The 26350-nt window shown below is 60.5% G+C and carries 21 protein-coding genes; 1 reads left to right on the top strand and 20 read right to left on the bottom strand.

Features of this window, described 5'->3' with window-relative positions:
• Positions 1-15: 15 nt before the first annotated feature.
• The 18 genes from EAH74_RS10540 to gabT all read right to left on the bottom strand — a co-directional run bounded on the left by EAH74_RS10540 (position 16) and on the right by gabT (position 21712).
• A complete protein-coding gene (locus EAH74_RS10540; protein ID WP_140678114.1) occupies positions 16-846 on the bottom strand; it encodes an ABC transporter permease in 831 nt (276 codons plus the stop codon).
• Positions 843-1766, bottom strand: coding sequence for an ABC transporter ATP-binding protein (locus EAH74_RS10535; RefSeq protein WP_140678112.1), 924 nt, complete (start codon positions 1764-1766; stop codon positions 843-845). The genes EAH74_RS10540 and EAH74_RS10535 overlap by 4 nt, the downstream gene beginning before the upstream one ends.
• Positions 1763-3052 carry a nitrous oxide reductase family maturation protein NosD gene (locus tag EAH74_RS10530; RefSeq protein WP_140678111.1) on the bottom strand — a complete coding sequence of 430 codons (1290 nt, stop codon included), beginning with the start codon at positions 3050-3052 and terminating at the stop codon, positions 1763-1765. Before EAH74_RS10530 ends, EAH74_RS10535 begins: the two co-directional genes overlap by 4 nt.
• A 27-nt stretch (positions 3053-3079) precedes the next feature.
• The gene (gene nosZ / locus EAH74_RS10525; RefSeq protein WP_430539778.1) at positions 3080-5002 is read right to left on the bottom strand and encodes a TAT-dependent nitrous-oxide reductase; all 1923 of its coding nucleotides are present in this window, start codon (positions 5000-5002) and stop codon (positions 3080-3082) included.
• A 53-nt stretch (positions 5003-5055) separates the two neighbouring features.
• A complete protein-coding gene (gene nosR, locus EAH74_RS10520; RefSeq protein ID WP_140678107.1) occupies positions 5056-7269 on the bottom strand; it encodes a transcriptional regulator NosR in 2214 nt (737 codons plus the stop codon).
• 77 nt (positions 7270-7346) lie between these two features.
• Positions 7347-8735 (bottom strand): oxygen-independent coproporphyrinogen III oxidase, encoded by a 1389-nt coding sequence (gene hemN, locus EAH74_RS10515; protein ID WP_140678105.1) that lies wholly within the window; start codon positions 8733-8735, stop codon positions 7347-7349.
• Between the two features lie 6 nt (positions 8736-8741).
• Positions 8742-10091, bottom strand: a complete 1350-nt coding sequence (locus EAH74_RS10510) for a coproporphyrinogen III oxidase (protein WP_140678104.1) — start codon at positions 10089-10091, stop codon at positions 8742-8744.
• A gap of 116 nt (positions 10092-10207) precedes the next feature.
• Positions 10208-10651 (bottom strand): CopD family copper resistance protein, encoded by a 444-nt coding sequence (locus EAH74_RS10505; RefSeq protein WP_140678102.1) that lies wholly within the window; start codon positions 10649-10651, stop codon positions 10208-10210.
• 890 nt (positions 10652-11541) lie between these two features.
• A complete protein-coding gene (locus tag EAH74_RS10500) occupies positions 11542-11982 on the bottom strand; it encodes a CBS domain-containing protein (protein ID WP_140678100.1) in 441 nt (146 codons plus the stop codon).
• 40 nt (positions 11983-12022) lie between these two features.
• Positions 12023-12400: a nitrite reductase small subunit NirD gene (nirD, locus tag EAH74_RS10495; protein ID WP_140678098.1), complete on the bottom strand. Its 378-nt coding sequence runs from the start codon at positions 12398-12400 to the stop codon at positions 12023-12025.
• Positions 12400-14961, bottom strand: coding sequence for a nitrite reductase large subunit NirB (gene nirB / locus EAH74_RS10490; RefSeq protein WP_140678096.1), 2562 nt, complete (start codon positions 14959-14961; stop codon positions 12400-12402). Before nirB ends, nirD begins: the two co-directional genes overlap by 1 nt.
• 95 nt (positions 14962-15056) lie before the next feature.
• Positions 15057-15302: a hypothetical protein gene (locus EAH74_RS10485; RefSeq protein ID WP_140678095.1), complete on the bottom strand. Its 246-nt coding sequence runs from the start codon at positions 15300-15302 to the stop codon at positions 15057-15059.
• Between the two features lie 20 nt (positions 15303-15322).
• Entirely contained in the window at positions 15323-16666 is a 1344-nt protein-coding gene (locus tag EAH74_RS10480) for an OprD family porin (RefSeq protein ID WP_140678093.1), read from the bottom strand.
• A 66-nt stretch (positions 16667-16732) separates the two neighbouring features.
• Positions 16733-17938 carry a DUF1624 domain-containing protein gene (locus EAH74_RS10475; RefSeq protein ID WP_140678091.1) on the bottom strand — a complete coding sequence of 402 codons (1206 nt, stop codon included), beginning with the start codon at positions 17936-17938 and terminating at the stop codon, positions 16733-16735.
• 28 nt (positions 17939-17966) lie between these two features.
• Positions 17967-18737, bottom strand: coding sequence for a DUF4198 domain-containing protein (locus EAH74_RS10470; RefSeq protein WP_240050492.1), 771 nt, complete (start codon positions 18735-18737; stop codon positions 17967-17969).
• A gap of 396 nt (positions 18738-19133) precedes the next feature.
• Positions 19134-19622 (bottom strand): Lrp/AsnC family transcriptional regulator, encoded by a 489-nt coding sequence (locus EAH74_RS10460; RefSeq protein ID WP_008055821.1) that lies wholly within the window; start codon positions 19620-19622, stop codon positions 19134-19136.
• A gap of 45 nt (positions 19623-19667) precedes the next feature.
• A complete protein-coding gene (locus tag EAH74_RS10455; protein WP_140678088.1) occupies positions 19668-20324 on the bottom strand; it encodes a 2-haloalkanoic acid dehalogenase in 657 nt (218 codons plus the stop codon).
• A gap of 95 nt (positions 20325-20419) precedes the next feature.
• Positions 20420-21712 carry a 4-aminobutyrate--2-oxoglutarate transaminase gene (gabT, locus tag EAH74_RS10450; RefSeq protein WP_140678086.1) on the bottom strand — a complete coding sequence of 431 codons (1293 nt, stop codon included), beginning with the start codon at positions 21710-21712 and terminating at the stop codon, positions 20420-20422.
• A gap of 272 nt (positions 21713-21984) precedes the next feature.
• On the opposite strand from gabT, the gene EAH74_RS10445 reads away from it, so the two are divergent.
• Entirely contained in the window at positions 21985-22911 is a 927-nt protein-coding gene (locus EAH74_RS10445) for a 2-hydroxyacid dehydrogenase (RefSeq protein ID WP_140678084.1), read from the top strand.
• A gap of 682 nt (positions 22912-23593) precedes the next feature.
• On the opposite strand, the gene EAH74_RS10440 is transcribed toward EAH74_RS10445, so the two are convergent.
• Complete coding sequence (locus tag EAH74_RS10440; RefSeq protein WP_140678083.1) at positions 23594-24673, bottom strand: tartrate dehydrogenase; 1080 nt, start codon at positions 24671-24673, stop codon at positions 23594-23596.
• 25 nt (positions 24674-24698) lie between these two features.
• Entirely contained in the window at positions 24699-26156 is a 1458-nt protein-coding gene (locus tag EAH74_RS10435) for an NAD-dependent succinate-semialdehyde dehydrogenase (protein ID WP_140678082.1), read from the bottom strand.
• Positions 26157-26350: the final 194 nt, after the last annotated feature.

The raw sequence follows: 26350 nt of genomic DNA, 5'->3' as shown, positions 1-26350 counted from the left end.
CATCAAAGTGGAAATTCATGTCGCCCGGCGACGAAACAACAGCCAGGCCGAGCCCAATGGCACCGCCACCCACAGCGACAGGCACAGCCAGAGCATCGACCCCGGCATCGGCAAATCACTGCCCAGCGTCAGCACACCCGTGGTGCCGGCGCCGGGCTCAAAACCGGAGAGGTTGATCAGGCGATAGATGTCAGCGGGGTTGAGCAGCAGCAACCAGGGCAGCACTTTCGGGTTGAACTGCCCTTCGCTGAGCACCAACAGCGCCAGCAGTGCCAGGTCGAACACCAGCACAAAGAAGAACCAGACGCCCAGCGCCAGCCCGGCCGCCGTGGATTTCTCGGCAGACACACTGCTCAGCACATAGGCCAGCCCCAGAAACCCCCAACCCAACAACGTCGACGACGCCATGAACCGGCCAAAGGCCCAAAGCAGCAGGCTCAGTTCGACATCGTCCACCAGCACGGCGATGGCCAGCATGGCGCAGCCGAAACCGATCAGTGTCGCCAGCGCCAGGATCAACCCGTGGCCGACGAACTTGCCGAGCAGAATCTGCCCGCGGCCCAACGGGTACGTCAGCAACAGCAGCAACGTGCCGCTCTCGTCCTCGCCGACGATGGCGTCATAGGCCAATAGCAACGCAATCAACGGCATCAAAAACGTTGCCAGACTGGCGAGGCTGGCGATGGTGGCCGGCACCGAGGTGAAACCCAATTGCCCAGAAGCCGCGGCGCCCAGCCAGGCGATGCCGATGGCCAACACTGCGAACAACACACTGATCGCCAACAACCAGCGATTGCGCAAACCGTCGCAGAATTCCTTGCGGGCCATGTTCCAGACAGCGTTCATACGGCCTCCCCGATCGACGCCGCACCGGCCCGGCTCATGTAGTAGCGGTAAATGTCTTCCAGCGACGGCTGATGGATTTCCACGTCGGCCGGTTCGTCTTCATCGAGGAGTTGGCGCAACAGCCCGAGCTTGCTGCCATTGAGCGCGGCCACTTCAAGACCTTCGACGCCCCAGCGTTCGGTGATATGCCCGGCGTTGTTCCAGCGTTGCTGCAACGGCCCGGCGTGCTTGAGGCCATTGGCGCGAATCAGCGTCGGCAACCCGGCCTCCTCGCGCAAACTGCGCAGACTGCCGAGGGCCAGCAGGCGGCCCTGGGTCAGAATCGCTGCGCGGTTGATGTGCGCCTCAACACCCGGCAACACGTGGGAACAGAGAATGATGCTGGTGCCCTGGTTGCGCAGGCGATCGAGCAACCGATAAAGGTCCTGGGTAGCGATGGGATCGAGGCCGACGGTAGGTTCATCAAGCAGCAACAAACGCGGCTCGCCGAGCAGCGCCTGCGCCAGCCCCAAGCGTTGACGCATGCCCTTGGAGTAAGTTTTGACCCGCCGATACGCCGCACCGGCCAGGCCGACTTCCTCCAACAGTGCGTCCACCTGAGCTGAGGCGGCACCTTTGAGTCGCGCGAAATGGCGCAAGGTCTCAACACCGCTCAGCTGCGGGTAAAACGTCACGTTCTCCGGCAGATAACCGAGCAGGCGCCGCACGTGGGGATCACTGGGCAAACGGCCGAATACCCTGACCTGGCCTTCGCTGGGCTGGAGCAGGCCAAGCACCAGTTTCATGCTGGTGGTCTTGCCCGCGCCGTTGTGCCCGAACAAACCCAGCACTTCACCTTCCGCGAGGCTGAGGTTCAACCGATGCAACACGGTGGCGTGCCCATAACGCTGGCTCACGCCTTCTATGTCGATGACGTTCATGCGGCAGGCTCCTGGGTCAGGGTTTGAGTGGATGACTTCATCAGCGGATGGCTGTCGAGTACCCCCGGCGATTTCATCACCGGAAAGGCCCGTTGCACCCAACGCAGCAATTCGATCCCGGGGCTGTTCATCAACAGCCGCACCTGCGGGTACAGCCACAGCAGACGATCGACGTTGTCATTGGGTTCGTAGGCGATATCGCCGAGGCCGTCGTTGTTGCGGTCCCAGCCCAGGTAATCACTCCAGTAATTACCCCGGCCATCCACCGACCATTCCTGCAAGCGGGTGGCGACGTATTTGACCTGCCGCTGGTTGCCGACAAACGCGTTGTCGGCGATGCGGTTGTCTTCCGAGCCGGCGGTGAGGTGGATGCCCACGGCGCTGTGCTCGAAGTGGTTGTGTTCGATGCTGTTGAACAGCGAGTTGTAGATGAACAGCGCCTTGCCCTCGGCACCGCTGATCATGCTGTCGCCGGTCGAGCCGTCGCGCACGTCAGTGACGAAGTTGTCACGCAAGGTTGAATAGGTGATGTAGTTCATCAGGATCCCGTAGTTCTGATCCTGTTCGGAGCGATTGCCGATCACCGTGAGCTTGCGGCTTTGCATCAAGGCGTAACCGGTGCGGGTGCGGCGGGTGGTGTTGCCGATCAGCTGGTTGTCGTTGGCGAACATGTAATGCACGCCGTAGCGCAGGTCCTCCAGGGTATTGCCTTGCAGCAGGTTGCCGTTGGAGGTGTCGATGTAAATGCCATCGCGGGTGTCGCGCACCTGGTTGCCAATGACCTTGGCGCCATGTACCGCATACAGATGAATACCGTTGCCGCGATCCTGGGAGCGCATCGCCGGATCACCCTGAATACGGTTGTCGATCAGGCTCACATCCTGAGTGCCGTCGACCCAGATACCGAAGCCCTTACCCTGCAGGCGATTGCCTTTAATCAACGCGCCATGGGCTTTGGGCTGGATGAACAGCGCCGCATTCATGGCGGTGAGGTCGTGTCCCCAGTCCAGAAAGGTGCAGCCCTCGATGCCGACATTCGGCGCACTGATAATCAAGCCGTTGCCCTGCCCTTCCCCCTGAAATACCGCGCCCGGCTCGCAGACAATCTGCATCGGTTGATCGACGCTGAACGAGCCACGGTATTCCCCGGCCGGCAGGTGCCAGCGTTGATCGGCGTCCACCGTCAACGGCAGCGTGGTGATGGGTTGCACCGCCAGCGCGCTGCCGGACATCAGCAGGAGCGCAAGCGCAATGACCTTCACCGGGTTTCCCTTGCTCTCAGTCATTGCTTCGCTCCTGTCGATGGGCAACGGTCAGGCCTTCTCGACCTTCATGCGGCCGACCATTTCCATGTGCAGCGCATGGCAGAACCAGCTGCAGTAGTACCAGTGCAAGCCGGCCTTGTCGGCGATGAAGGTGATCGATGAGGTCTGCTGCGGGCTGATCTCCATGCTCACGCCATGGTTGGTCATCACGAAGCCGTGGGTCACGTCTTCAATCTGGTCGATGTTGGTGATGGTCACCGTGACCTCGTTGCCTTGTTTGACGGTGAACTCCGGCAGGCCGTAGGCCGGGGCCATCGAGGTCATGTAGACGCGGACTTTGTTACCGTCGCGGATGACCTTGTTGTCGGTCTCCAGCTTGATCCCGTCCTTCGCGGCGATGACCACGGTTTCAGCAAAAAACGGGTCGTTGCGGTCCCAGATCTTTTTGGTCTTGATCTGGTCGCGGCGGGCCATGACGCAGTCATGGGGTTCGGCAAAGGCCGGGCCGTCGTGCACCAGTTTCATTTCCTCGCCGGAGATATCGATCAACTGATCGTTTTCCGGGTGCAGCGGGCCGGTCGGCAGGAAGCGGTCCTTGGAAAACTTGCTGAGCACCATCAGCCATTGGCCGTCGGCGTCTCTGGTTTCGGTCAGCGAGGCATGGTTGTGGCCCGGCTGGTATTGCACGTCGAGTTTCTGCTTGATGTAGTTGACCTTCTCGCCGGTGTACGCGCGAATCGCCTCCTCGACGTTCCACTTCACCACCTGGCTGTCGATAAACAGCGTGGTGTAGGCATTGCCGCGGCCGTCGTAGGTGGTGTGAAGCGGGCCCAGACCCAGTTCCGGTTCGCCGACCACCACGTCGCGTGGGTCCTTGAATTTGTCGTCGAACAGATCGTCCAGCTTCGCGGTGGCGATGATCGTGCAAGTGGGCGAGAGTTTGCCGGCGGCAATGAAGTACTTGCCATCGGGCGTCATATTGATGCCGTGGGGGTTCTTCGGCACCGGGATGTAACGGGTGAACGCGCTGTCCTTGCCTTCGTCTTTACGACCGTCGACCACCGGCACTTTCGAGCCGTCCAGGGTGATGAACTTGCCAGCCTTGATCGCCGCTTCGATGCGCGGGATGTTGAACACCACCACCCAGTCGCGTTCGTTGCGCATCATGCCGCCCAGGTCGTAGGCCTTCTCCGAGTTGTAGCAGGTCGAAGCAGCATACTTGCCGGTGTAATCGGCGTCGGTGTTATCCAGGTTGCCGTCGACGATGACCTGGAACGCCATCTCCATTTTCTCGGCATCGATGGCGTTAAACATCGTGTAGCTGTTCTTGTCCTGCAGGTCGAAGGTGCTGCCGTCATTGGGGTGCGGAATCACGAACTCGGCATTGGCGAACACGTATTTTGTGTGCGGCACTTTTTGCAAGCGCAACCCGTGAACGGCCTGCACATTGGGCACGGTGAGCATCTTGTCGCACTTCATGATGTCCAGACGGATACGCGCAACGCGGCTGTTGGCCTTGTCGTTGATGAACAGGTATTTGCCGTCGTACTTGCCGTCGGTCATCGACAAATGCGGGTGGTGACAGTCGCCATTCTGGAAATGCGCGCTGTCACCCATGATCCGTTTGCTTTCATTGGTCAGCCCCCAACCGGTGGCGGAGTCAACGTTGAACACCGGAACACGCAACAACTCGCGCATCGACGGAATGCCCATGATCCGCACTTCACCCTGATGGCCGCCACTCCAGAAACCGTAGTACTGATCCAGTTCGCCCGGCCCGACGTGGGTTTTCGATTGCGCGTCCTTGGCCGCAGCCGCCCAGGTCTCACGGGTGAAGAGCGCGCCACCGATGGCCGTGGCACCGGCCAGTACCGCGCCGGTCACCGCACTGGTTCCCAGGAAGCCGCGACGACTGAGGCCGGTCGGTTCCGGCACTTCAGCTACTTTTTTGGATTCTGTGTCGTTCATCAGGTGTTTTCCTTGAAGGGATAAAAACGGTCACTGCGGACAGGCGCTCGCGGGGTTCATTCCAGAGCGGTCACTTCCACGACAGGTATCAGTTGCACAGTGGCGGGTGCCGCTTTGACGCGCTTCTTGCGCTTGTTGATCAGCGGCGGGCATTTGTTGTCGTTCTGGTAAGTCATCTGGCAATCGAGGCAGTAGTGGCACTCGTTGGCATTGATCCGGCCATCGGGATGAATCGCCTGGATCTCGCATTCCTTGGCGCACAGTTGGCAAGGCGTACCGCAGTCCTTGCGGCGCTTGAGCCAGTCGAACAGGCGAAATTTGCTCGGAATCGCCAGCGCCGCACCCAACGGGCAGATGTAGCGGCAATAGACTTTGCGCGTGAAGAGGTTGATGACCAGCAGCGCCACGGCGTAGAGCACGAACCACCACTGGCGGTCGAACCGGAGGGTGATGGCGGTCTTGAACGGCTCCACCTCGGCGAACAGCTCGGCGGTGGACATCGACTCCAGGGAGATGCCGAACAGCAGCAGCAAAATGATGTATTTGATCGCCCACAAGCGCTCATGCACCGCGAACGGCAATTCGTATTGAGGGATTTTCAGCTTGCGTGCGGCTTCGTTGATCAACTCTTGCAAGGCGCCAAACGGACACAGCCAGCCGCAGAACACGCCACGGCCCCACAGCAGGATGCTCGCGGCAGTGAAGACCCAGAGCATGAAGATCAGCGGATCAGTGAGAAACAGCTCCCAGCGAAAGTGCTCGAACAGCGCATGCACAAAGGTCAGGACATTGACCACCGACAACTGCCCCAGCGCATACCAGCCAAGAAACACCACGGTAAAGACCAGGTAACCGCGACGCAGCCAGTGCAGAAAATGCGGCCGGCGGGTGAACTTGTCCTGCAAAAACAGGATCGCCGTCAGCAGCAGCAACGCGGTCCCGAGCACGGCGATCTGGAAGTGTTTCTGGTACCAGATGGTCAACCACATTGGCCGACTGGCTTCCTCGAGGGCGGCCAGTTCTTCGGCGCTGGGCAGTGGCCGTTCAAGGTAGGGCTCGGGCAATTGATAGGCCAGTTCGAAGCTGCTGAACGTGCCGCTGACCGGGCCGGTCTGGCGACGTACCAATAGCTCCAGAGACCAGGGCGATCCCGGATCGAACTTCGCCGGTTCGCGCACAATGAAAATCGACATCTCAGTGAATTCCGGCATGCCCTTGGCAAACACGTCGGAAAGCCGCTGATGATCCATGTCGCGAAAGCTGATGACGTTGCCGAACTGACGCAATTGCACCCGATCGAAAATTCCGCCGCGCACATACCCCGAGCCCTTATAGGAAAACAGCCCACGACCCAGCACCGCGATGGCCTGCTCGCCGGGCTTGAGGTCTTGCATGAGGAAGCGATATTGATTGTCGCCCAGCAGCGCGCGGCCGATGGTCGGCGGGTTCAGGTCGGCGGTGTAGAGCTCGATAAAGGTCTCATCCACCTGGTCGGCACTGGCGTTGTCGATGCCTTCGGCTTCGGTGCCTTTGAAGGCGACGTCGACTTGGCCACGGGTCAGGTTCAAGCGGCGGATGGCGCCGTTGCCGGTCAGTTGTTCCCAGGTGGCGGGCTCGAAAAAGTCCAGCCGTACGATGGCGGGCTTGCGTGCCACACCGGCGGTGTCCTCGATCAGCTTGAGCGATACGGCCACTTCATCGGCGGCGCGCATGATGACTTCGTTGACCACCATGGCGGTGACGGTTGCGCCGGCGATGGCATCGACGGTGACTGCGTTTGGATCACTGGAATGGCCGACGACGACCCGCTGACTGACCTTGACGCCTTTGTACTTGGCGGTGAAACCGTGGAGTTTTGCCTCAGGAATGCCAATCAGCAGAATCGGCTCGTGGTGTTCCAGCACATAGGCATCCTGAATCATGCCGGTCGTGTCGAGAATCACTTGGGTGTTGATCGGTTTGCCTGAATAGGCCGGAATATCCACCACGTCCAGGCTCTGGAACACATAACCGATGACCTTGCCGGCGGCAGACAGCGTACGCACCTTGAACCGGCCTTCGGGCGCGGAAACGGAATCGGTCTGAGGGAAGGTTTTCTCAATGCGCTTCTGCTCGATGTCGCCGTACTGCTTGGCTTGCACCGCCTCGAAGGTGGCGAGCATCAGCGTCAGCATGACCACCAGCCCGACACCCCAGGTGCGCAGGTTGCCGTGTATCGAAGGCTGATGGATTGTCATGGGCTCGCTGATTTCGAAAGGGCTTTCGGTCATGTTAGGGAGCGTTGCGCCCCCTGCCCTTGATTGAAATCAACTTGAGAAAATACCCCCGGAAGACAGACTCCCGGGTCTCAAACCGTGCGTGAGAACTGGCCTTTTTGTTCGCCACCCAGATAGGCGTCAAACGCCATCGCGGCACTGCGCATCATCAAATGCCCTTGTGGCAACAGCACCAATTCGTCGCGGTGAATCTGCAGCAATCCATCGCGCACATGCTCGCCCAGCTGCGCCAGCGCCTCGGCAAAATACTCGGTGAAGCGAATGCCATGCGGCGCCTCATACTTGTCGAACGCGATACGGCCATGGCACATCAGGTCGCTGATCACCTCGCGGCGCAGCAGGTCGTCGGCGTTCAAGCGGTAACCCCGATGCACCGGCAACAACCCTTGATCGATACGGGCGTAGTACTGCGAAAGCTCTTTGACGCTTTGGCTGTAGCTGTCGCCGACCTTGCCGATCGACGACACCCCAAGGCCGATCAAATCGCAGTCGGCATGGGTGGAATAACCCTGAAAATTACGCTGCAGGGTGCCATTGGCCCGGGCCAGCGCCAGCTCGTCATCCGGCAAGGCGAAATGATCCATGCCGATGTAGACGTAACCAGCCTCGGTCAGACGGCGGATGGTCAGTTCGAGCAGTTCCAGCTTGCGCTCCGGCGGCGGCATGTCGGCGGGACGAATCAGCCGTTGCGCACGGACCATCTCCGGCAAATGCGCATAGCTGTAGGCGGCAATCCGGTCCGGACGCAGCGCGATGATCTTGCTCAGGGTGACGTCGAAACTCTGCACGGTTTGCAGGGGCAGGCCGTAGATCAGGTCGACGCTGATCGACTTGAAGTGCGCCTCGCGCGCCGCCGCGACCAGCGCATAAATCTGCTCTTCACTTTGCTGGCGATTGACCGCTGCCTGCACGTCGGGGTCGAAATCCTGCACGCCGAAGCTCAGGCGATTGAAGCCCAACTGGCGCAGCGACTGAATCTGCTCGGTGCTGATGGTGCGCGGGTCGACCTCGATGGAGAACTCATGGTCATCGCTGTCATCCATGTTGAACGCCTGGTGCAGGCAGTCCATCAGGTCCGCCAGCTGTTCGCTGGTCAAATAGGTCGGCGTGCCGCCCCCCAGGTGCAACTGGGTGAGTTTGCGGGTGTTGGCGAACAAGGCCGCCTGCATCGCGATTTCACGCTTGAGGTACGTCAGGTACTCGACGGCGCGATGGGTTTTCTGGGTAATGATTTTGTTGCAGGCGCAGTAGTAACAAAGGCTTTTGCAAAACGGGATGTGGATATACACCGACAACGGTTTCGGCGCGGCCACCAGATTGCTGTCGCGGGCGGCGCGCTGATAGTCGTCAACGGCAAACGCCTGATGAAACTGCGGCGCCGTGGGGTAAGAGGTATAGCGCGGCCCCGGGCGGTCGTACTTTTCGACCAGGGCGCGATTGAAATCAAATGTCGTGTTCATGATCGATCAACTCGCAATGGGCCCGCCCAAATCCTTTTCAAACAGGCTGCAGATGGCATCCGCTTCCGGCCGACCGGCGGGAAGGATGCTGATGAAACGGTCTGACAATTCAATCAACCCGTCCCGACTCAATTGCTCCAGCAACGGCCAGACGGCGGAGAAGTACTTGGAAAAAACCAGCCCGTAGCGCCGCTCGATGGCGCGGATATCCAGTTCCTGATCACAGGCCAGACGCTCCATGACCATGTGCCTGATCTGATCCCCCGCCTCGAAACGCCAGCCTCGACAGGTCGGCAATTGCTTCATGTCCAGTTGCTGCTGATAGCGTTCAATCTCGTCAGTGTTTTGCGTGTACAAATCGTCGATCTGACTGATGGCGCCCAAACCGAATCCAACATGATCGCAATAGCCATGACGGGAGAAACCCTCACAGGTACGGCGTAACCGGCCGCGCTCCTGGGCGACCGCCAAATCATCATCGGGTCGGACAAACTGTCCCAGACCGATGTAGTGATAACCCGCGCAAAGCAGTTGATCAAAGCAGATCTGGCGCATCGCGCCTTTGTCATCCTGGCTGCACAGCGCTCTGACTTTGTCACCGAGCACCGGACGATAGCGCCGTGGTGGCCGGGCATAGTCGAACACCATCAGCCGATCCGGCTCCAGCTCGATAATGCTCGCCAGCTTCAGCGCAAAACTGTCTGGCGTCTGCCAGGCATGGCCAAAGCCCAGATCGACGTTGATGGATCGAAAGCCAAAGGTGCGAGCGGCATCCATGAGCGACTGGATCGGCGCCGGGTTCTGGTAGCAGGCCACCGACCTGTCACAGTCGGCGTCGATATCCGGAACGCCGATGCTGACGTGATTGAAACCCTGGTTGCGCAACAACCCCATGGTCGACCAGTCGGTATGGTGAAGGTCCAACTCGACGCTGTAGTCGCCGCCTTCATGTTCGAGAAAGTTGAACCGGCCACGCAGATGACTCATCAACCGCTCCAGATGGGCAGGCGCGGGTGTTCCGCCCCCCAGATGAAACTGTTCGACCCGTTGCTCTGCACTGAGGTGACAACCGACGAGGTCGATTTCCTGTTCCAGATGCTGAAGGTACTGCTCGATGCCGCTGTGTTCGCCGGCGATATCGCGCGGGGCACAGGAAGACGGCTTGAGGCTGGAAGGCAGTTGCACGTTCAGGGACAGCGGACGGCACTTCTGGCGGCTGACGCGCAATGCACGAAGCAGATCCAGAGAGCCAATACCTTCATGAAATTTTTGCGTGTCGGCATGACAGTTAGGGTCAAGCACGCCTTGATCGCACCGAGCGATCAACTCGCCTGGGTTGTGAAATAAATCGAGCATGACTGTCTCCGAGACTGGCTGCGGATTGTCAGTCTCCGGGTTTAACCCTCAATGCTCCTTGATTTGCATCAAGCGCAAGCCAAGTGTCTGCACAACGGACCACCGGTCAGGCCCGCTTACCACGTCAGGTAAAACATGCCCTTGGCCAGCAACACGATAACGACCATGTGGCAGAACAGGCTGCCATGGATGAAGTGCAGGTAGCGCGGGCTCATTCGGCCGCTTTTGAAGAGAAACATGGCACCCAGGAAATGCAGCAGCACACTCACGGCCACCGCGATTTTCAACGCCAGCAAGGTGCCGAACGATGAGGACAGCGGTGAGGCAAGAACCGGCAAGTAGCGCAACCAGACCATGCCCAGCCCCGCACCGAACAACACCAGCAGCACCCACGGCATCAGCGAGCGGGCCCGGCGGCCGATACCCTGCTCCACCAGCAGCATCACCCTGGCGGGTAGCTGTTTGCGGATGCTTTCCAGGAACAGGACTTCGAAGAACACCGTGCCGATGAAGATCAGGGCGGCAAACAGGTGCAAGGTCAGAATCAGTGGATAGATCATGGTGTTTTCGCCTTGGGTCAAGGCAACCCGCGCTACGGCGAACATTGGGGTGAGCGCACTGGCTGTCGGTCTCTGGAGATTACAGAGCGCGCCTGGTTATGCGGTTGACACTGATCAAGAAAGCCGTAAAACCGCCAGGCTCGTGTGCATATCCGTTTCTTCGGTAACGGCTGCTTATGATTCCGCTCTTACAGCGGGTCACTTGGAAAAGCCCCAAGTAACCAAGGGCTCTTGCCCCTGACGTTCGGTGCCTCGCCCAGGCTCGGCATGCCCTCGCTCCGGTCCTGCTCCGTGGGCCCGCCGCCATCGGCCATCCATGGCCGGGGGCGGCTAACCCGGCATCCATGCCGGGTTGCCCACTACGCAGAACCTCCACTCGGCCTCTCGAGGGGGCGAGTACCGCAACTGCACCGCGAGGCGGCCTACCGGCCGGCCTGCCTCTTCAAGCGTACGCATTCTCCTGTGGGAGCGAGCCTGCTCGCGAAAGACGTGAACGATAACGCGTGCTGTCTGAATGAACGCGTGTCCGAACGCTTTTTCGCGAGCAGGCTCGCTCCCACAGGTACAACGCCGGGCTTTTGATCTTGCTTTTGATCTTGCTTCTGATCTTGATCTGCCCCGTCGGAAGGCCGAGCGCAGGTTCTGCGCAGTGGGCACCGCGGCAAGGATGCCGCGGTAGCCGCCCCCGGCCATGGATGGCCGATGGCGGCGGGCCCACGGAGCAGGACCGGAGCGAGGGCATGCCGAGCCTAGGCGAGGCACCGTACGTCAGGGGCAAGAGCGTTTGGTTACTTGGCGCTTTTCCAAGTGACCCGCCGTAAGGGCGGAACCCAAAGTCGCCATCACCGCAGAAACGGATATGTACCCCAGCCTTAGTGGCGCTGACCGGTCTAGTGCCCGCGAATGTAATGCTCCAACTGCCGAATCAAATCCGCCTGTTCAACGATAGCTTCCTTGACCAGATCCCCAATCGATAACAGCCCCATCAGTTCGCCACCCTCCATCACCGGCAGATGACGCAGATGGCTGTCAGTCATCACCGCCATGCAACGCTCAATACTCTGCTGACTGTCAGCCGTCACCACAGGCGCGCTCATGATGTCGCGCACCGGCGTACCGACCGAAGAGCGCCCCTGCAGCACGACCTTGCGCGCATAGTCGCGCTCGCTGATCACGCCGACCACCCGCCCGGCCTCGATCACCGGAAGCGCGCCCACATTCTTTTCGGCCATGATCCTCAGGGCTTCAAGCACCATTTCATCAGGCGCGATGCTATGCACCTGGCGGTTTTGCACGACCTTGAGTTTCAGCAATTGTGCGGCTGTTTTCATAAATGCCTCCGATGCGCATACGCGATGCTGTTGAACAGGCTCAAGCCACCCCGACTTCCACCACGCCGCTGTTCAACCGCACGGGCCAAACACGCAGACGCTGTCGCGGGTACTCCAGGCAGCTGCCGTCCTCAAGGCGGAAATGCTGTTTGTAGATCGGCGATGCAACCACCAGATCACCCTTGATGCTGCCGACCAACCCGCGACCGATCACATTCGCCCCGGATTGCGGGTCATGGTTGTCGATGGCGTAGAGGGTCCGACCCTCGGCACCCGGCAGGTAGAACAGCGCAACTTGTGCGCCGTCGAGCCAGACGACGACGCCGGAGTTGCTGACCAGGTCCTGTTGCTCGCACACCGTTTGCCAGGCCTCGGCGCTTTCCAGGGAATCGATGCGTTGGGTATTGGACTGGCTCATCAGGCAATCTCCTCGGTGACAGGGATAAGGTTGAGTTCGGCCGCCATGATCGGGCGCCGCTGGCCGCGTTCCTGGACAAAGTGGATGTCCGGGTCCGGGCGTTTGTCGTTGACGAAGGTACGGAAGCGCTTGAGTTTTTCCGGGTCTTTGAGGGCGTTGGCCCACTCGCATTCATAGCGATTGACCACCAGTTGCATCTGCGATTCGAGCTCTTCACCCAACCCGAGGCTGTCGTTGATGATCACATCCTTGAGGTAATCGAGGCCGCCCTCCAGGCTTTCGCGCCACACCGAGGTACGCTGCAATTTGTCGGCGGTGCGGATGTAGAACATCAGGAAGCGGTCGATGTAGCGGATCAGGGTCGCATCGTCGAGGTCGGTGGCGAACAGCTCGGCGTGACGTGGACGCATGCCGCCGTTGCCGGCGATGTAAAGGTTCCAGCCTTTCTCGGTGGCGATCACGCCAACGTCTTTGCTCTGGGCCTCGGCGCATTCGCGGGTGCAACCGGACACCGCGAATTTGAGCTTGTGCGGCGAGCGCAGGCCCTTGTAGCGGTCCTCAATGGTCAGGGCCATTTGCACGCTGTCTTGCACGCCGTAACGGCACCAGGTGCTGCCGACACAAGACTTCACGGTGCGGGTCGACTTGCCGTAGGCGTGCCCGGTTTCGAAACCGGCTTCGATCAGCTCGGCCCAGATGTCCGGCAATTCATGCAACTGCGCGCCAAACAGGTCGATCCGCTGGCCGCCGGTGATTTTGGTGTAGAGGTCGTATTTCTTCGCCACCACACCAATCGCGATCAGTTTGTCGGCGGTGATTTCGCCACCAGGGATGCGCGGCACCACCGAATAGGTGCCGTTTTTCTGCATGTTGGCCATGAAGGTGTCGTTGGTGTCCTGCAGCGGCACCAGTGAGGCGTCCATGATCGGCTGGTTCCAGCACGACGCGAGGATCGAGCCCACCGCCGGTTTGCACACGTCGCAACCGGTGTGGCCACGGCCATGCTTGGCCAGCAGTTCTTCGAAGGTGATCACCCCTTCTACCCGCACCAGCGCATAAAGCTCCTGACGGGTATAGGCAAAGTGTTCGCACAGGCTCTTGTCGACGCTGACGCCACGGGCGATCAACTCATGCTCGAAAACCTGCTTGAGCAGCCCGGCACAACCACCGCAACCGGTGCACGCCTTGGTCTGCGACTTGAGCAGGCCGAGGTCGGTGCAGCCACCGTCGATGGCCGAGCAAATGGAACCCTTGGTGACGTTGTGGCACGAGCACACCGTGGCCGCTTCGGGCAACGCGCCCGGACCGAGGGTCGGCGCGCCTTCGGACGATGGCAGAATCAGGCTGGCGGGTTCCACCGGCAACGCAATCGCGTTCTGCATGTATTGCAGCAGCGTGTCGTAATAGCTGTTGTCACCGACCAGCACCGCGCCGAGCACGTGTTTGCCGGTCGCATCCACCACCAGGCGACGATAGCTGGCCGTGGTTTCGTCGATGAACTGATAACTGCGCGCGCCCGGCGTGCTGCCGTGAGCGTCGCCGATGGAACCGACATCGACGCCCAGCAGTTTGAGCTTGGTCGACATGTCCGCGCCCATGAACGGCTCGGCGGTTTCGTTGCACAGCAGTGCGGCAACACCGCGCGCCATTTGGTAGCCCGGGGCGACCAGACCAAAAATGCTGCCGTTCCACGCGGCACACTCGCCGATGGCGTAGATGTTCGGATCGCTGCTCTGGCATTGGTCGTCAATCACCACACCGCCGCGCGGACCGACTTCCAGCGAGCATTGCCGGGCCAGTGCGTCTTGCGCACGAATACCGGCGGAGAACACGATCAGGTCGGTTTCAAGAAATTCGTCATTGGCGAAGTTCATCCGGTAGCGGTAGTCCTCGCCTGCGCTGATCGATTGCGTGCCGCGCGACAGGTGCACACCGACGCCGAGCCGCTCGATCTGCGCCTTGAGCGCCAGGCCACCGTATTCGTCCAGCTGCACCGGCATCAGGCGCGGGGCGAATTCCACCACATGGGCTTCCAGGCCCAGGGTTTTCAGGGCGTTGGCGGCTTCCAGGCCCAGCAATCCACCGCCGACCACCACACCGCGTCGGGCGTTGCTGGCCGCGGCACGAATGGCGTCGAGGTCTTCAAGGGTGCGATACACCAGGCGCGAATCGCCCTCGGCGCCTTCGATCGGCGGTACAAACGGATAGGACCCGGTGGCCAGCACCAATTTGTCGTAGGAGACACAACCTTGCGCGGTGATCACCTGGCGGCGGGCGCGGTCGATTTCCAGGACCGGCACCCCCAGATGCAGGGTGACGCCCGGGGTCTGGTACAGCGAGGCTTCACCAAGGGCCAGCGACTCGGCATCACGGCCGGAGAAATACTCGGAAAGGTGCACGCGGTCGTAGGCACGCATCGGCTCCTCGCTGAACACGTGCAGCCGATAGTGATCAAGGGCACCGCGTTCGATCAGCTGTTCGACACAATGATGTCCGACCATGCCATTGCCGATCACGATCAGCGTTTGCAGCTTGTTCAAAGTGGCAACATTGGAATTCATAAGAGACACCCGTCGATAGCTGTTCAAAAAGCAAAAAAAAACGCCTGAAACCTTGCGGTTCCAGGCGTCTTTGCCTGTTCGTTTACGGTGCTAAGTCAGGCATCTATGCCGGATGCACCGATGTTGCCCGCGACCTGTTCGGTCAATCGATCGTCGTTGACCGAGGGGGCTGCCCACTCGACTGCATTCACAGTGGGCCTGAACAGTGTCTTGCAGACTTTGTGCCAGTCGGCCATTGGCAGTCCTTGCGCCAGTAAACGTTGACCACGGGCGCCCATCAAAGCCCGATGCTTGCCTTCGCATAGTGCAGCGCAGGGGTGCGCGGCCTTATAAAAGTGCACAAAGGCGATTCCGTTCCGGATCAGAATTTGCCCCCCAGCGGGTATTCGATCGCCAGGCGGATCTGATTGGCGTCCAGCTCTGCTTGCGCCGCATTCCCGCGATGAACCGCATGGCGCAGGCTGAACGCGAGGTTTTTCGCAACGCCCGACTGCACCACGTATTTGGCTTGCAGATCACGCTCCCAGTGCTTGCCGCCCTGCCCGTAACCCAGCCATTTGTAGCCACCGTTCGGGTCCATATCAGTACCGTCGATGCCGCTGCCGCGCACGTACAGTGCGCCGAAGGTCAGGCCGGGAATCCCGTAACCGGCCATGTTCAGGTCATAACGCGCTTGCCAGGAAGCCTCCCGGGGCGCGTTGAAATCGGACAGTGCCACGGCGTTGCTCAGGTAGATCGCGCCACGGGTCACGTAATCGAAAGGCGTGTCGCCATCGACCTTTTGATAGCCCAGGCCGAAGCTGTGGGCCCCGAGCTTGTAGGTCGACAGCAAACTCCAGGTGGTGTTGTCGATGCGGCCGGACAAGGCTTTGCCAGTGTCCTGGGTTCGGTACAGATTGAGATCAAAGATCAGGTCCTGACCTTCCGCCAACGGCTGGGTGTAGACCGCGCCCAGGTAGTGCTGTCGCCAGGTGTCGGCGTAGTCCGCGCTGAACAGGCTGGCGTTGAGCCCTTTGACCGCCGTGTTGCGCACCCCCACCAGGTCGAAGCTGTCGCCCTGTTTGCCGTTGGAGTAATTGACCACAAAGCCTTGGTCATGACTGGTGGCGTTGCGGTCGGTGCTTTCGTTGAAATGCCCGCCATACAGGGTGGTGGCGGGCAGTTCGCGACTGGTCAGGAGCCAGCCGGTGGCGGTCTCCGGCAGCAAGCGGCTGTCGGATGAACCGAACACCGGGGTTTTTACCCGCTGCTCGCCGTAACGCAATTCCGTCGAGGAAAACCGCAGCTTGGCCACGGCGCCGCCACGGCTGAACTCATCCTTGGGGTGCCCGTCATTGTCCACGCCCAACACCCGCGCCTTGCCGGCCCGGCCGCCGCCGCTGTCCAGTTCCCAGCCGGAATAGACATGGGCATCCAGGCCCAGCCCTACGGTGCCGGTGGTGTAGCCGGACATGAAATCGGCCATCAGGCCGTAGGCCCATTCCTCGGCCAGGTCACTGCGTTCGGATCGGGGCTTGAAGGCATTGCGCGCGCCATTGCTCAGTGAGCCGTGTTCATAGTCCCGACGGTCGTAGAGGCTGCGGTTGAGCAGGCTCCATTGGCTGTCTTCGATAAAGCCTTTTGCGGTGTCTTGCTCTGAAGCCAGGGCGAGCAGGGACTGCCCGCCCAATGCCAATAGCAGGGTATGCGTCGATAGGGTTTTCACAGTGCAACTCCACAGAATTCGGGGTCTGCAAGGTGTCCCGCCGAACGGGGGACACCCTTGGGCACGTCAGAGGTATTTGAGGATCGCGATATCGCGACGGCGCTGCTTGAGGTTGGCGAACCAGCGCGTCGGGAAGAACAGCAACACCCCGAGGATCACACTCCACAGCCACACTGTGGGCAGGTTGTCGAAGCCATAGTAGGCACCCTGATTGGCGCCCCAGATCGCCACTGCCACCAGGTACATGGCCTTGAGCACGTACAAGTGCAACAAATAGAAGAACATCGGCGCCCCGCCGTAAATCGCCAGGGTCGCCGTGGACCAGCGATCCTGCAGCTTCTCGAACAGCGCCAGCAAGATCAGCGAAAGGCCAATCGTCGGCATCAGGAACATCAGCGAGGGCGGGTACTTCTTGGCACTCATGAAACTCATGAAGGTGCGCAACGAGTCACCGGTCTGCACCCAGGGTTTCTCACCGTAGACGTTCAGGTAGCGAATGAACACGAACGCCACCAGCAGGCCGGCGCCCAGTTTGAGCAGACGGAAAATCCGCTCGGCCGGGTCCATGTCCTTGCCGAACCACGGCCCGATTCCCCACCCCAGCAGGATCACGCCAATCCAGGGCAATACCGGGTACGTGGTGCGGGCCCGGGTGAATTCGGTGATGTCGATGAACACCCGCTGATGCAGGATCGACCACGGCACGAAGAACGGCGACTCCGGCCCCACGGTTACGCCATCGAGCAGGTTGTGCCCGGCGACAATGGCCACCCCGAGCACGATCAGCCAACCGCGTTTGAAGTGCAGCAACCCGGCAAGCACGATCATGCAGATGCCGATACACCAGATCACCTGCAGCCACAGGGTCTTGGGCGGGAACTCGGCGTTCCAGGCAAAGCACACAAAGGTGACTTCGAGAAACACCAGGAACAACCCGCGCTTGAGCAGGAACACCGAGGTTTCTTTCGCCGTGTGTTTCTGGCTGTAGAGCCAGGCCGACAAACCGGTGAGGAAGATGAACGCCGGGGCGCAGATCTCGCTGAGCATGCGGGTGAAGTACAGGTCCGGCGTGACGCTCAACGCATCGATCGGGTCGGTGACCTGACGGTGCAGCAGAAAGGTTTCCCGCACATGATCGATCAGCATCAACAGCATGACGAAACCGCGCAGGGCGTCGATCGCCAGCATGCGGGTGTTGGCCTTGACGGCACTGGTTGCAAACGCAGGGGAAGCGGTTGTCGCCTGCCCTGCCAATCCTGAAGATGGGGTCATATCAGTCACTCATGTAGTGGTCGAGGGATCAGGCCTGTTTCTTCAGCCTGGCGACTTCCGATGCCGGCAGCTGCGACGGCGCGCGCGGCAACGGCGTCTGGCCCTGTAATCGATAGAACGACAGTGTCGAACTGAAGCTCTTTATATCGAACGGTTCGGCCTTGCCTTGAGGACTGATGCGTTCGCCGGGCGTGCGGTCCTTGTATTCCACGGCCACCACGTAGGTGCCCTGCCACGGCAGCTCGAAGCTGACTTTGCCCGCGGCATCGGTGCGCTGGGTAAACACTTCGCCGGAGCCGGTTTCCAGCACCACGTCCTGGTCGGCCAACGGTTTGGACGCATAGAACACCTGGAACTGCGCCTTGCCTGCATCGGCGACGCCGGTCGGCACGATGTCCAGGGTCAGTTCCGGGGTGCGTGCGCGCAAGTCACCGACCCAACGGGTCGCTGGCGTCCAGTGCGTCTTCAGCGCCTTGTCGGCCTCATGAAGGTCGAAGATCGGATAGTGCGGGTCCTGGGCCAGCAACGAGTCCTCTACCCGGGCTTGATGGGCCACCGCAAACGCCTGACGCTGCAAGGTCAGCGTTAATGGCTGGGACCGGTTGCTGATCGACCAGCCCTTGAGTTGCTGAAACCGGTCCATCCCGCCCGGCGTGACTTCCAGCATGTTCTTGTCATATTCCCCGTAGTACAACGCCAGTGGTTGGCCGGGTGGTTGTTCGTACCAGATTTGATGCGCCTCGCTGCTGCTCGCCAGCAGGATGGCGCCGTAACCCAATAGTGCTTTTGCGTTGCTCATTCGCATTTTTTTACGCTCCGATTGGTGTTATTCAACGGGTTGTTGCCGCCGCCTCGTTTTATCGAAACCAGCCAGACAACAAACCGCTCCCCTCTCTCTGAACGCATTACAGCGCAGAGACTTTTGCGCTTTGCTCTGAAATCAGCGCATACGGGGCAATCGGCAACTGTTTTTGTGGGTTGAAACAGCCGTTTATGCGGCTTGCGCCAGGATGAAGCGCCTTGGGCCGTTGTGCCGGCCTGATGTCCAAACCCAGTGCATTGTGAATGCAATTGTGGGAGCGAGCCTGCTCGCGATGGCGGCGAGTCAGTCGGTAAAGATGTCGACTGATCAACCGCTATCGCGAGCAAGCTCGCTCCCACAGGTAATTTGTATTGGGTTTGAGAATGGAGTCTGTCAGTGGCGCAGCAATTTGCGCAGCGGCACGCCGTCCTTGAGCACCGGAGATTTGATGACGATGTAACTGAAGTACTTGGAGATGCCGATGTTCTTGTCCAGCAGGCTTTCGATCACTTCCTGATAATGCTGGATGCTGCGGGTCATGAAGCGCACCAGGTAATCGTAGCCACCGCTGATCAAATGGCATTCAAGCACTTCGTCCACCAAGCGGATGTTGGACTCGAACTTGGCGAAGTCTTCGCGCTTGTGGTCGCTCAAGGTGATTTCGGTAAACACCGTCACCGAATCGGTGATCTTGGCCAGATTCAGGTGCGCCTTGTAGCTGGAAATATACCCGGCCGACTCAAGCCGTTTGACCCGTTGCAGGCAGGGACTGGCCGACAACCCTACCGCATCGGCCAGGCTGACGTTGGTCATGCGCCCGTCCTTTTGCAGCTCCACCAGGATGCTGATGTCGATTCGGTCCAGTTTGACTAACCCTTCCATTGCGTACCTCTTGACTGCCGTTTGTAAGACAATCTTCTAGCAAAATCAGCGCCGTAAAGACAGCTGATGCTGAGCCACCAGATCCGCCATGCTGTTAATACAGTAATCCGCCGCGCACGGCGTAGGGTGTTTTGACCGGCCGCGACAGATCAGGCACACGTCTTTGGCCGTCTGTCGATCGACCGAAGGTCGGGTCACTTGCAGGATGCTGCCGGGTTCAAGTTCGTTGGCCTTCAACCACTCTGAATCGAGTAATGGGTCGCTGGCCAGTGAAATGAAATCGTCGGGCATGATCCCCAATCGTTCACACAACAGCCCTCGATCCTCGGCATCCCGGTCGCCGTGCACCAGCAAGCGGTAGAACTTGCGCAGGTACAACATCGCGCCGGGCGCGTCCTCGAACAGCGACCAGCCGGCCACCGAACGGGCAAAGCTCATGCCCTCCTCCCAACTGGCTTTCAGGCTCCAGCGCTCGGCCAACTGACGATGGGCGAAACACAGCACGCCACTAAAGCCCAGTTCAGCGAAACGCGGATACAGCGCTCGCACCACCTCGCTGTATTCGGCCAGCACCTGTTCCCTGTCCGGGTGACCGCCTCGGCTGTCCAGCAGCGGTTGCAGTGCCGTCCAGACACCCGAGTCCCGATCGACCAGGACCTCATCGCAATCGATGAGCAGTGCTCGATATTCAGTCAGCCCCATGGTGCGCAAAGCCTCCGATGATGCATTCCATCAATCCATGCTCCATAAACGCTCACGGACGATGCCTTGTGGCACCGCCCCGAGCGGCCATGAGCTCAGTTCAAGACCCGTGCCAATGCCGCTTCAAGAATCTGCAGCGCTTCATCGACCTGTTCTTCGGTGGTCACCAGCGGCGCGAGGAAGCGCATCACGTTGCGGTACACACCGCATTTGATCACCAGCAAACCGCCGGCCCGGGCTTCATCGATCAGTCGCTGATTCAGGTCGGCGTCCGGCGTGCGAGCCACGTCATCCTTGATCAGTTCGATCGCCAGCATGAACCCGGTGCCGCGCACGTCGCCGATTTGCCGGTGACGGGCCTGCAAACGCAGCAGCCCTTGACGCAAACGCTCGCCCAGTGCTTCGCCGCGGGCCAGCAATTGTTCCTGCTCGAAGGCATCGATCACCGCCAGCGCAGCGGCGCAGGACAAGGCATTGCCACCGTAGGTGCCGCCCAGGCCACCGGGCAGCGGCGCGTCCATGATCTCGGCCTTGCCGACCACCCCGGACAACGGCAAGCCACCGGCCAGGCTCTTGGCGACGGTCACCAGGTCCGGCTGAATGCCGGCGTGCTGGAAACCGAACCACTTGCCGGTACGGCCGAAACCGGTCTGGATTTCATCGAGAATCAGCACGATGCCGTGCCTTTCAGTCAGTGCGCGCAGGGCCTGGAGAAACTCCGCCGATGCTGACAGGAAACCGCCGTCGCCCTGCACCGGTTCGATGATGATCGCGGCGACACGCTCAGGGGCAACCTGGGTGGCCAGCAGCTCGTCGAGGGCTTTGAGCGCCATCTCGCTGGTGACGCCGCGATAGGCATTGGGATACGGGGTGTGGAAGACCTCCGGCGCGAACGGCCCGAAGTTCTGCTTGTACGGCTGGCTCATGCCGGTCAGCGTGGTGCCGAGCAAGGTGCGGCCGTGGAAGCCGCCGCGGAAGGCGATCACGGCCGAGCGATTGGTGTGAGCGCGGGCGATCTTCACCGCGTTTTCCACCGCTTCGGCACCGGAGGTAAAGAACGCCGCTTTATACGCTTCTTGGCCACCGATCATTTCGCACAGGCGCTGGGCCAGGTCCAGATAAGGCTTATAGGCCACCACCTGGAAACAGGCGTGAGAGACCTTTTGCAATTGCGCCTGCACCGCAGCGACCACCTTCGGGTGGTTGTGACCGATGTTCAGCACACCGATGCCGCCGACAAAATCCAGGTAGCGCTTGCCGTCCACGTCCCATAACTCAGCACCTTGGGCGCGATCGATCACCAACGGGTGAGCGGTAACCAGGCCACGCGGCACGAATTGATCGCGCTGACGGAGCAAATGAGGGGTTTCGTCGACTTTGCTATTCATGGCATTTCCCATCGTGAGTCCGGCAACCGGGAGGTGGTTGCGATGGTGTTCAGGTTAAGCCTTGCGCGAAACGATCTACGCCGAACTTGACCCCTGAGAAATTCGGATCGACTGTTTTCACCCTGCCAAACGGCAGATTCCTTTCGCCCGTCGAATCTGCCGGGCCGTCGCCGATCGAACATCACGAAACCCGTTTAACCCGGCCCTTTCGACAGATCCTGCGCCGACGTTGCGCGATGATGGACAGCACCTTCTTCCTTCAGGACATGCCCATGGCCCTGCTTTATAAAGCTGACCCTGTGCGCGGCGAACAGTGGAAAGCGCTGTTCGCCGAACACGCCCCGGATATCGAATGGCGCGCCTGGCCGGACATCGGTGATCCCGCGGACATCGAGTACCTCGCCGCCTGGCAGGCACCCGACGATCTAGAGGCGTTGCTGCCGAATCTGAACGTGTTGTTCGCGTTGTCTGCCGGGGTCGATCAACTGGACCTCAGTCGCTTGCCCGCGAGCTTGCCGGTGGTGCGCCTGCTGGACCCCGGCATCACCCGCGGCATGTGCGAATACGCCAGTTTTGCGGTGCTGAGCCTGCACCGGGACATGCTTCGCTATCGCCAGCAGCAAATGGCGCGGTGCTGGCAGGCGCACTTGCTGCAACCGGCGGCCACGCGGCGGGTCGGGGTCATGGGCCTTGGCACCCAGGCTCGGCAGATTCTGGCGACGTTGCAGCCGCTGGGCTTTGCCTTGTCGGGCTGGGCGCGCAGTGCGCATCAGGTCACTGGCGTGGAGTGTTACGCCGGTCGCGAGCAACTGCCGGAGTTTCTCAGCCAGTGCGACATTCTGTTGTGCGTGCTGCCGCTGACGGAGCAGACCCAAGGCATTCTCGATCGTGAATTGTTCCGGCAATTGCCCCATGGCGCGGCGTTGATCAACATGGGCCGTGGCGGGCATCTGGTGGAGAGTGATCTGCTCGAGGCGCTGGACAGCGGGCAGCTCAGTGGCGCGGTGCTCGATGTGCTGCAGGAAGAACCGGCGCCGGCGGATCATCCGTTTTGGGATCATCCGCAGATTCTGCTGACACCGCATATTGCCGCGATGACGCAGCCGGAGAGTGCGTTTGGGGTGTTGTTGGAGAATATTCGGCGGTATGAGCGGGGGGAGTTGATGGTGGGCCGGATAGATCGGAAGCAGGGTTATTGAAATAGTCAGGTTTGGTAGTTGTGGTGTCTGCTAAAGCCACCCCTCACCCCAGCCCTCTCCCCAGTGGGGAGAGGGGGAAAGGGAGCAGATCTTCACTGTTTTCTAAACCTGAGTTCGACTCGGAGTTTTCAGGTTACCGAATCCAGTGCAAACACCACGGTCAGTCCCCTCTACCCTCTGGGGAGAGGGGGAAAGGGAGCAGATCTTCACTGTTTTCGAAACCTGAGTTCGACTCGGAGTTTTCAGGTTACCGAATCCAGTACAAACACCACGGTCAGTCCCCTCTACCCTCCGGGGAGAGGGGGAAAGGGAGCAGATCTTCACTGTTTTCGAAACCTGAGTTCGACTCGGAGTTTTCAGGTTACCGAATCCAGTACGAACACCACGGTCAGTCCCCTCTACCCTCTGGGGAGAGGGGGAAAGGGAACAGATCTTCACTGTTTTCGAAACCTGAGTTCGACTCGGAGTTTTCAGGTTACCGAATCCAGTACAAACACCACGGTCAGTCCCCTCTACCCTCCGGGGAGAGGGGGAAAGGGAACAGATCTTCACTGTTTTCGAAACCTGAGTTCGACTCGGAGTTTTCAGGTCACCGAATCCAGTACAAACACCACGGTCAGTCCCCTCTACCCTCCGGGGAGAGGGTTAGGGTGAGGGGTGGTTTTAGAATCCACCCACACACTCAGAGTCGATCGGCAATCGCTTTGCCAACATCTTGAGTAGAACCCTTCCCACCCAAATCCGGTGTAATAGGCCCCTGCGCAATCACCCGCTCAATCGCCTGCAAAATCCCGTCATGCGCGGCGCGATAGCGCTCGTCCCCATTCCCCAGAAAATCCAGCATCAACGCCCCGGACCAGATCATCGCAATCGGGTTGGCGATGTTCTGCCCGTAGATATCCGGCGCCGAGCCATGCACCGGTTCGAACAGCGACGGAAAGCGGCGCTCGGGATCGAGGTTGGCCGACGGCGCGATGCCGATGGTCCCGGCGCAGGCCGGCCCGAGGTCGGAGAGAATGTCGCCGAACAGGTTCGACGCCACCACCACATCAAACCGGTCCGGTTGCAGCACGAAACGCGCGCACAGAATGTCGATGTGCTGCTTGTCCCAGGTGATGTCCGGGTACTGCGCCGCCATCAATGCGGTGCGCTCGTCCCAGTACGGCATGCTGATGGAAATCCCGTTGGACTTGGTCGCCGCCGTCAGGCGTTTTCGCGGTCGGGTCTGGGCCAGCTCGAAGGCGAACTTGAGAATCCGGTCCACGCCGCGCCGGGTAAACACCGACTCTTGCAGCACGAACTCATGCTCGGTGCCTTCAAACATCTTGCCGCCCACCGAGGAATACTCGCCCTCGGTATTCTCGCGGATCACCACGAAATCGATGTCCCCCGGTTTGCGTCCGGCCAAAGGGCACGGCACGCCGGGAAACAGCCGCACCGGGCGAATGTTCACGTACTGATCGAAGTCCCGACGGAACTTGAGCAGCGAGCCCCACAGGGAAATGTGGTCTGGCACCTTGTCCGGCCAGCCCACGGCGCCGAAGTAGATCGCGTCGAAACCCTTGAGCTGTTCGAACCAGTCGTCGGGCATCATCTGCCCGTGTTCCAGGTAGTAATCGCAATGCGCCCAGTCGAGCACTTCGATGCTCAGGTCCAGCTGCCATTTCTTCGCGGCCTGCTCCAGTACCCGCAGCCCTTCCGGCAGGACTTCCTTGCCGATGCCATCGCCGGCAATTGCGGCGATTTTGAATGTCTTGCTCATCAATCTGCCTCCCCGTGTCTGTGAATTACAGCCCACCGATGTGGAAGGCTTTGACTTCAAGGTATTCGTCCAGCCCGTACTTGCTGCCTTCGCGGCCCAGGCCTGATTGCTTGATGCCGCCGAACGGGGCGACTTCCATGGAAATGATCCCGGTGTTGAGGCCGACCATGCCGAACTCCAGCGCCTCGCCGAACCGCCATGAACGACGCAAGTCCTGAGTGAAATAGTAGGCACCCAGACCGTAAGGCGTGGCATTGGCCAGTGCGAGAGCTTCGGCTTCATCGGTAAAGCGCATCAGCGGCGCCACCGGGCCGAAGGTTTCTTCGTTGGCCAGTAGCATGCCCGCGTGGGCCTCGCCGAGTACCGTGGGTTGAACAAACTGGCTGTCGCCCTCGGGAATACCGCCGCAGAGCAAACGCGCGCCCTGGCTCAGGGCATCGTCGATGTGCCGGACGACTTTGCTCACCGCCGCCGGATTGATCAACGGACCGATGGTGACTTCGGCGTCCAGACCGTTGCCGACCTTGAGCTTGCCCACCTCCTCCACCAGGCGCTGGGCAAAGCGTTCGTAGATGCCGTCTTGCACCAGAATGCGGTTGGCGCAGACGCAGGTCTGCCCGGCGTTGCGAAACTTGCTGAGCATGATGCCGGCCACTGCCTGCTCCAGATCGGCATCGTCGAACACAATGAACGGCGCGTTGCCGCCCAGTTCCAGGCTCAAGCGCTTGATGTGCTCGGCGCTCTGGCGCATCAGCAAGCGGCCGACGGCGGTCGAGCCGGTGAAGGAAATCTTGCGCACGCTCGGGTTGCCGGTCAGCTCTTCGCCGATGCCGGCGGGCATGCCGGTCAACACGTTGAACACCCCGGCCGGGATGCCGACCCGTTCGGCCAACACCGCCAGGGCCAGGGCCGACAATGGCGTCAGGTCCGAGGGTTTGACGATGATCGGGCACCCGGCCGCCAGGGCTGGCGCGCATTTGCGGGTGATCATCGCGTTGGGGAAATTCCACGGGGTGATCGCGGCGCACACACCCACCGGTTGCTTGAGCGTCAGCAGTCGGCGGTCACCACTGGGGGCCGGCATGGTTTCGCCGTAGACCCGTCGGGCCTCCTCGGCGAACCATTTGACGAAGCCGGCGCCGTAGCGAATTTCGCCTTTGGCTTCGTTCAACGGTTTGCCCTGTTCGCAGGTCATGATCAGCGCCAGGTCGTCGAGGTTGTCGATCATGGCCTGATACCAACGCTCGAGCAGCGCCGCCCGTTCTGCCGCCGGGCGTGCGCGCCAGGCCGGCCAGGCTTTTTCCGCCGCTTCGATGGCGCGACGGGTTTCCGCGCCTTGCATCGCCGGTACGCGGCCAACCAACTGGCCGCTGGCCGGGTCGAGGACGTCCAGGGTGGCGGCGTTGTCAGCGCCGATCCACTGCCCGTCGACATAGGCGAGTTCTGCCAGAAGGCTGGGGTCTTTCAAACGATTCTTGAGCATGGTCGAGTCCTGATCCGAGACATGCTCCAGTCTAGGGAGGTGCGGCGGACGAGGATGCTGAAAGTGCCTTTGGCGCGGTGTTGGATGCTGAAATTCGGGGTGGGACGGCAGGCTCTACTGGCAAGCAAAGTCAAAAGATCGCAGCCTTCGGCAGCTCCTACAGGTTCGATGTACACCGCCATTTTGTGGGTGAA

This window comes from Pseudomonas mandelii (assembly GCF_006438925.1).
Classification (GTDB): Bacteria; Pseudomonadota; Gammaproteobacteria; order Pseudomonadales; family Pseudomonadaceae; genus Aquipseudomonas; species Aquipseudomonas mandelii_C.
This window is presented reverse-complemented; position numbering and strand designations above follow the sequence as displayed.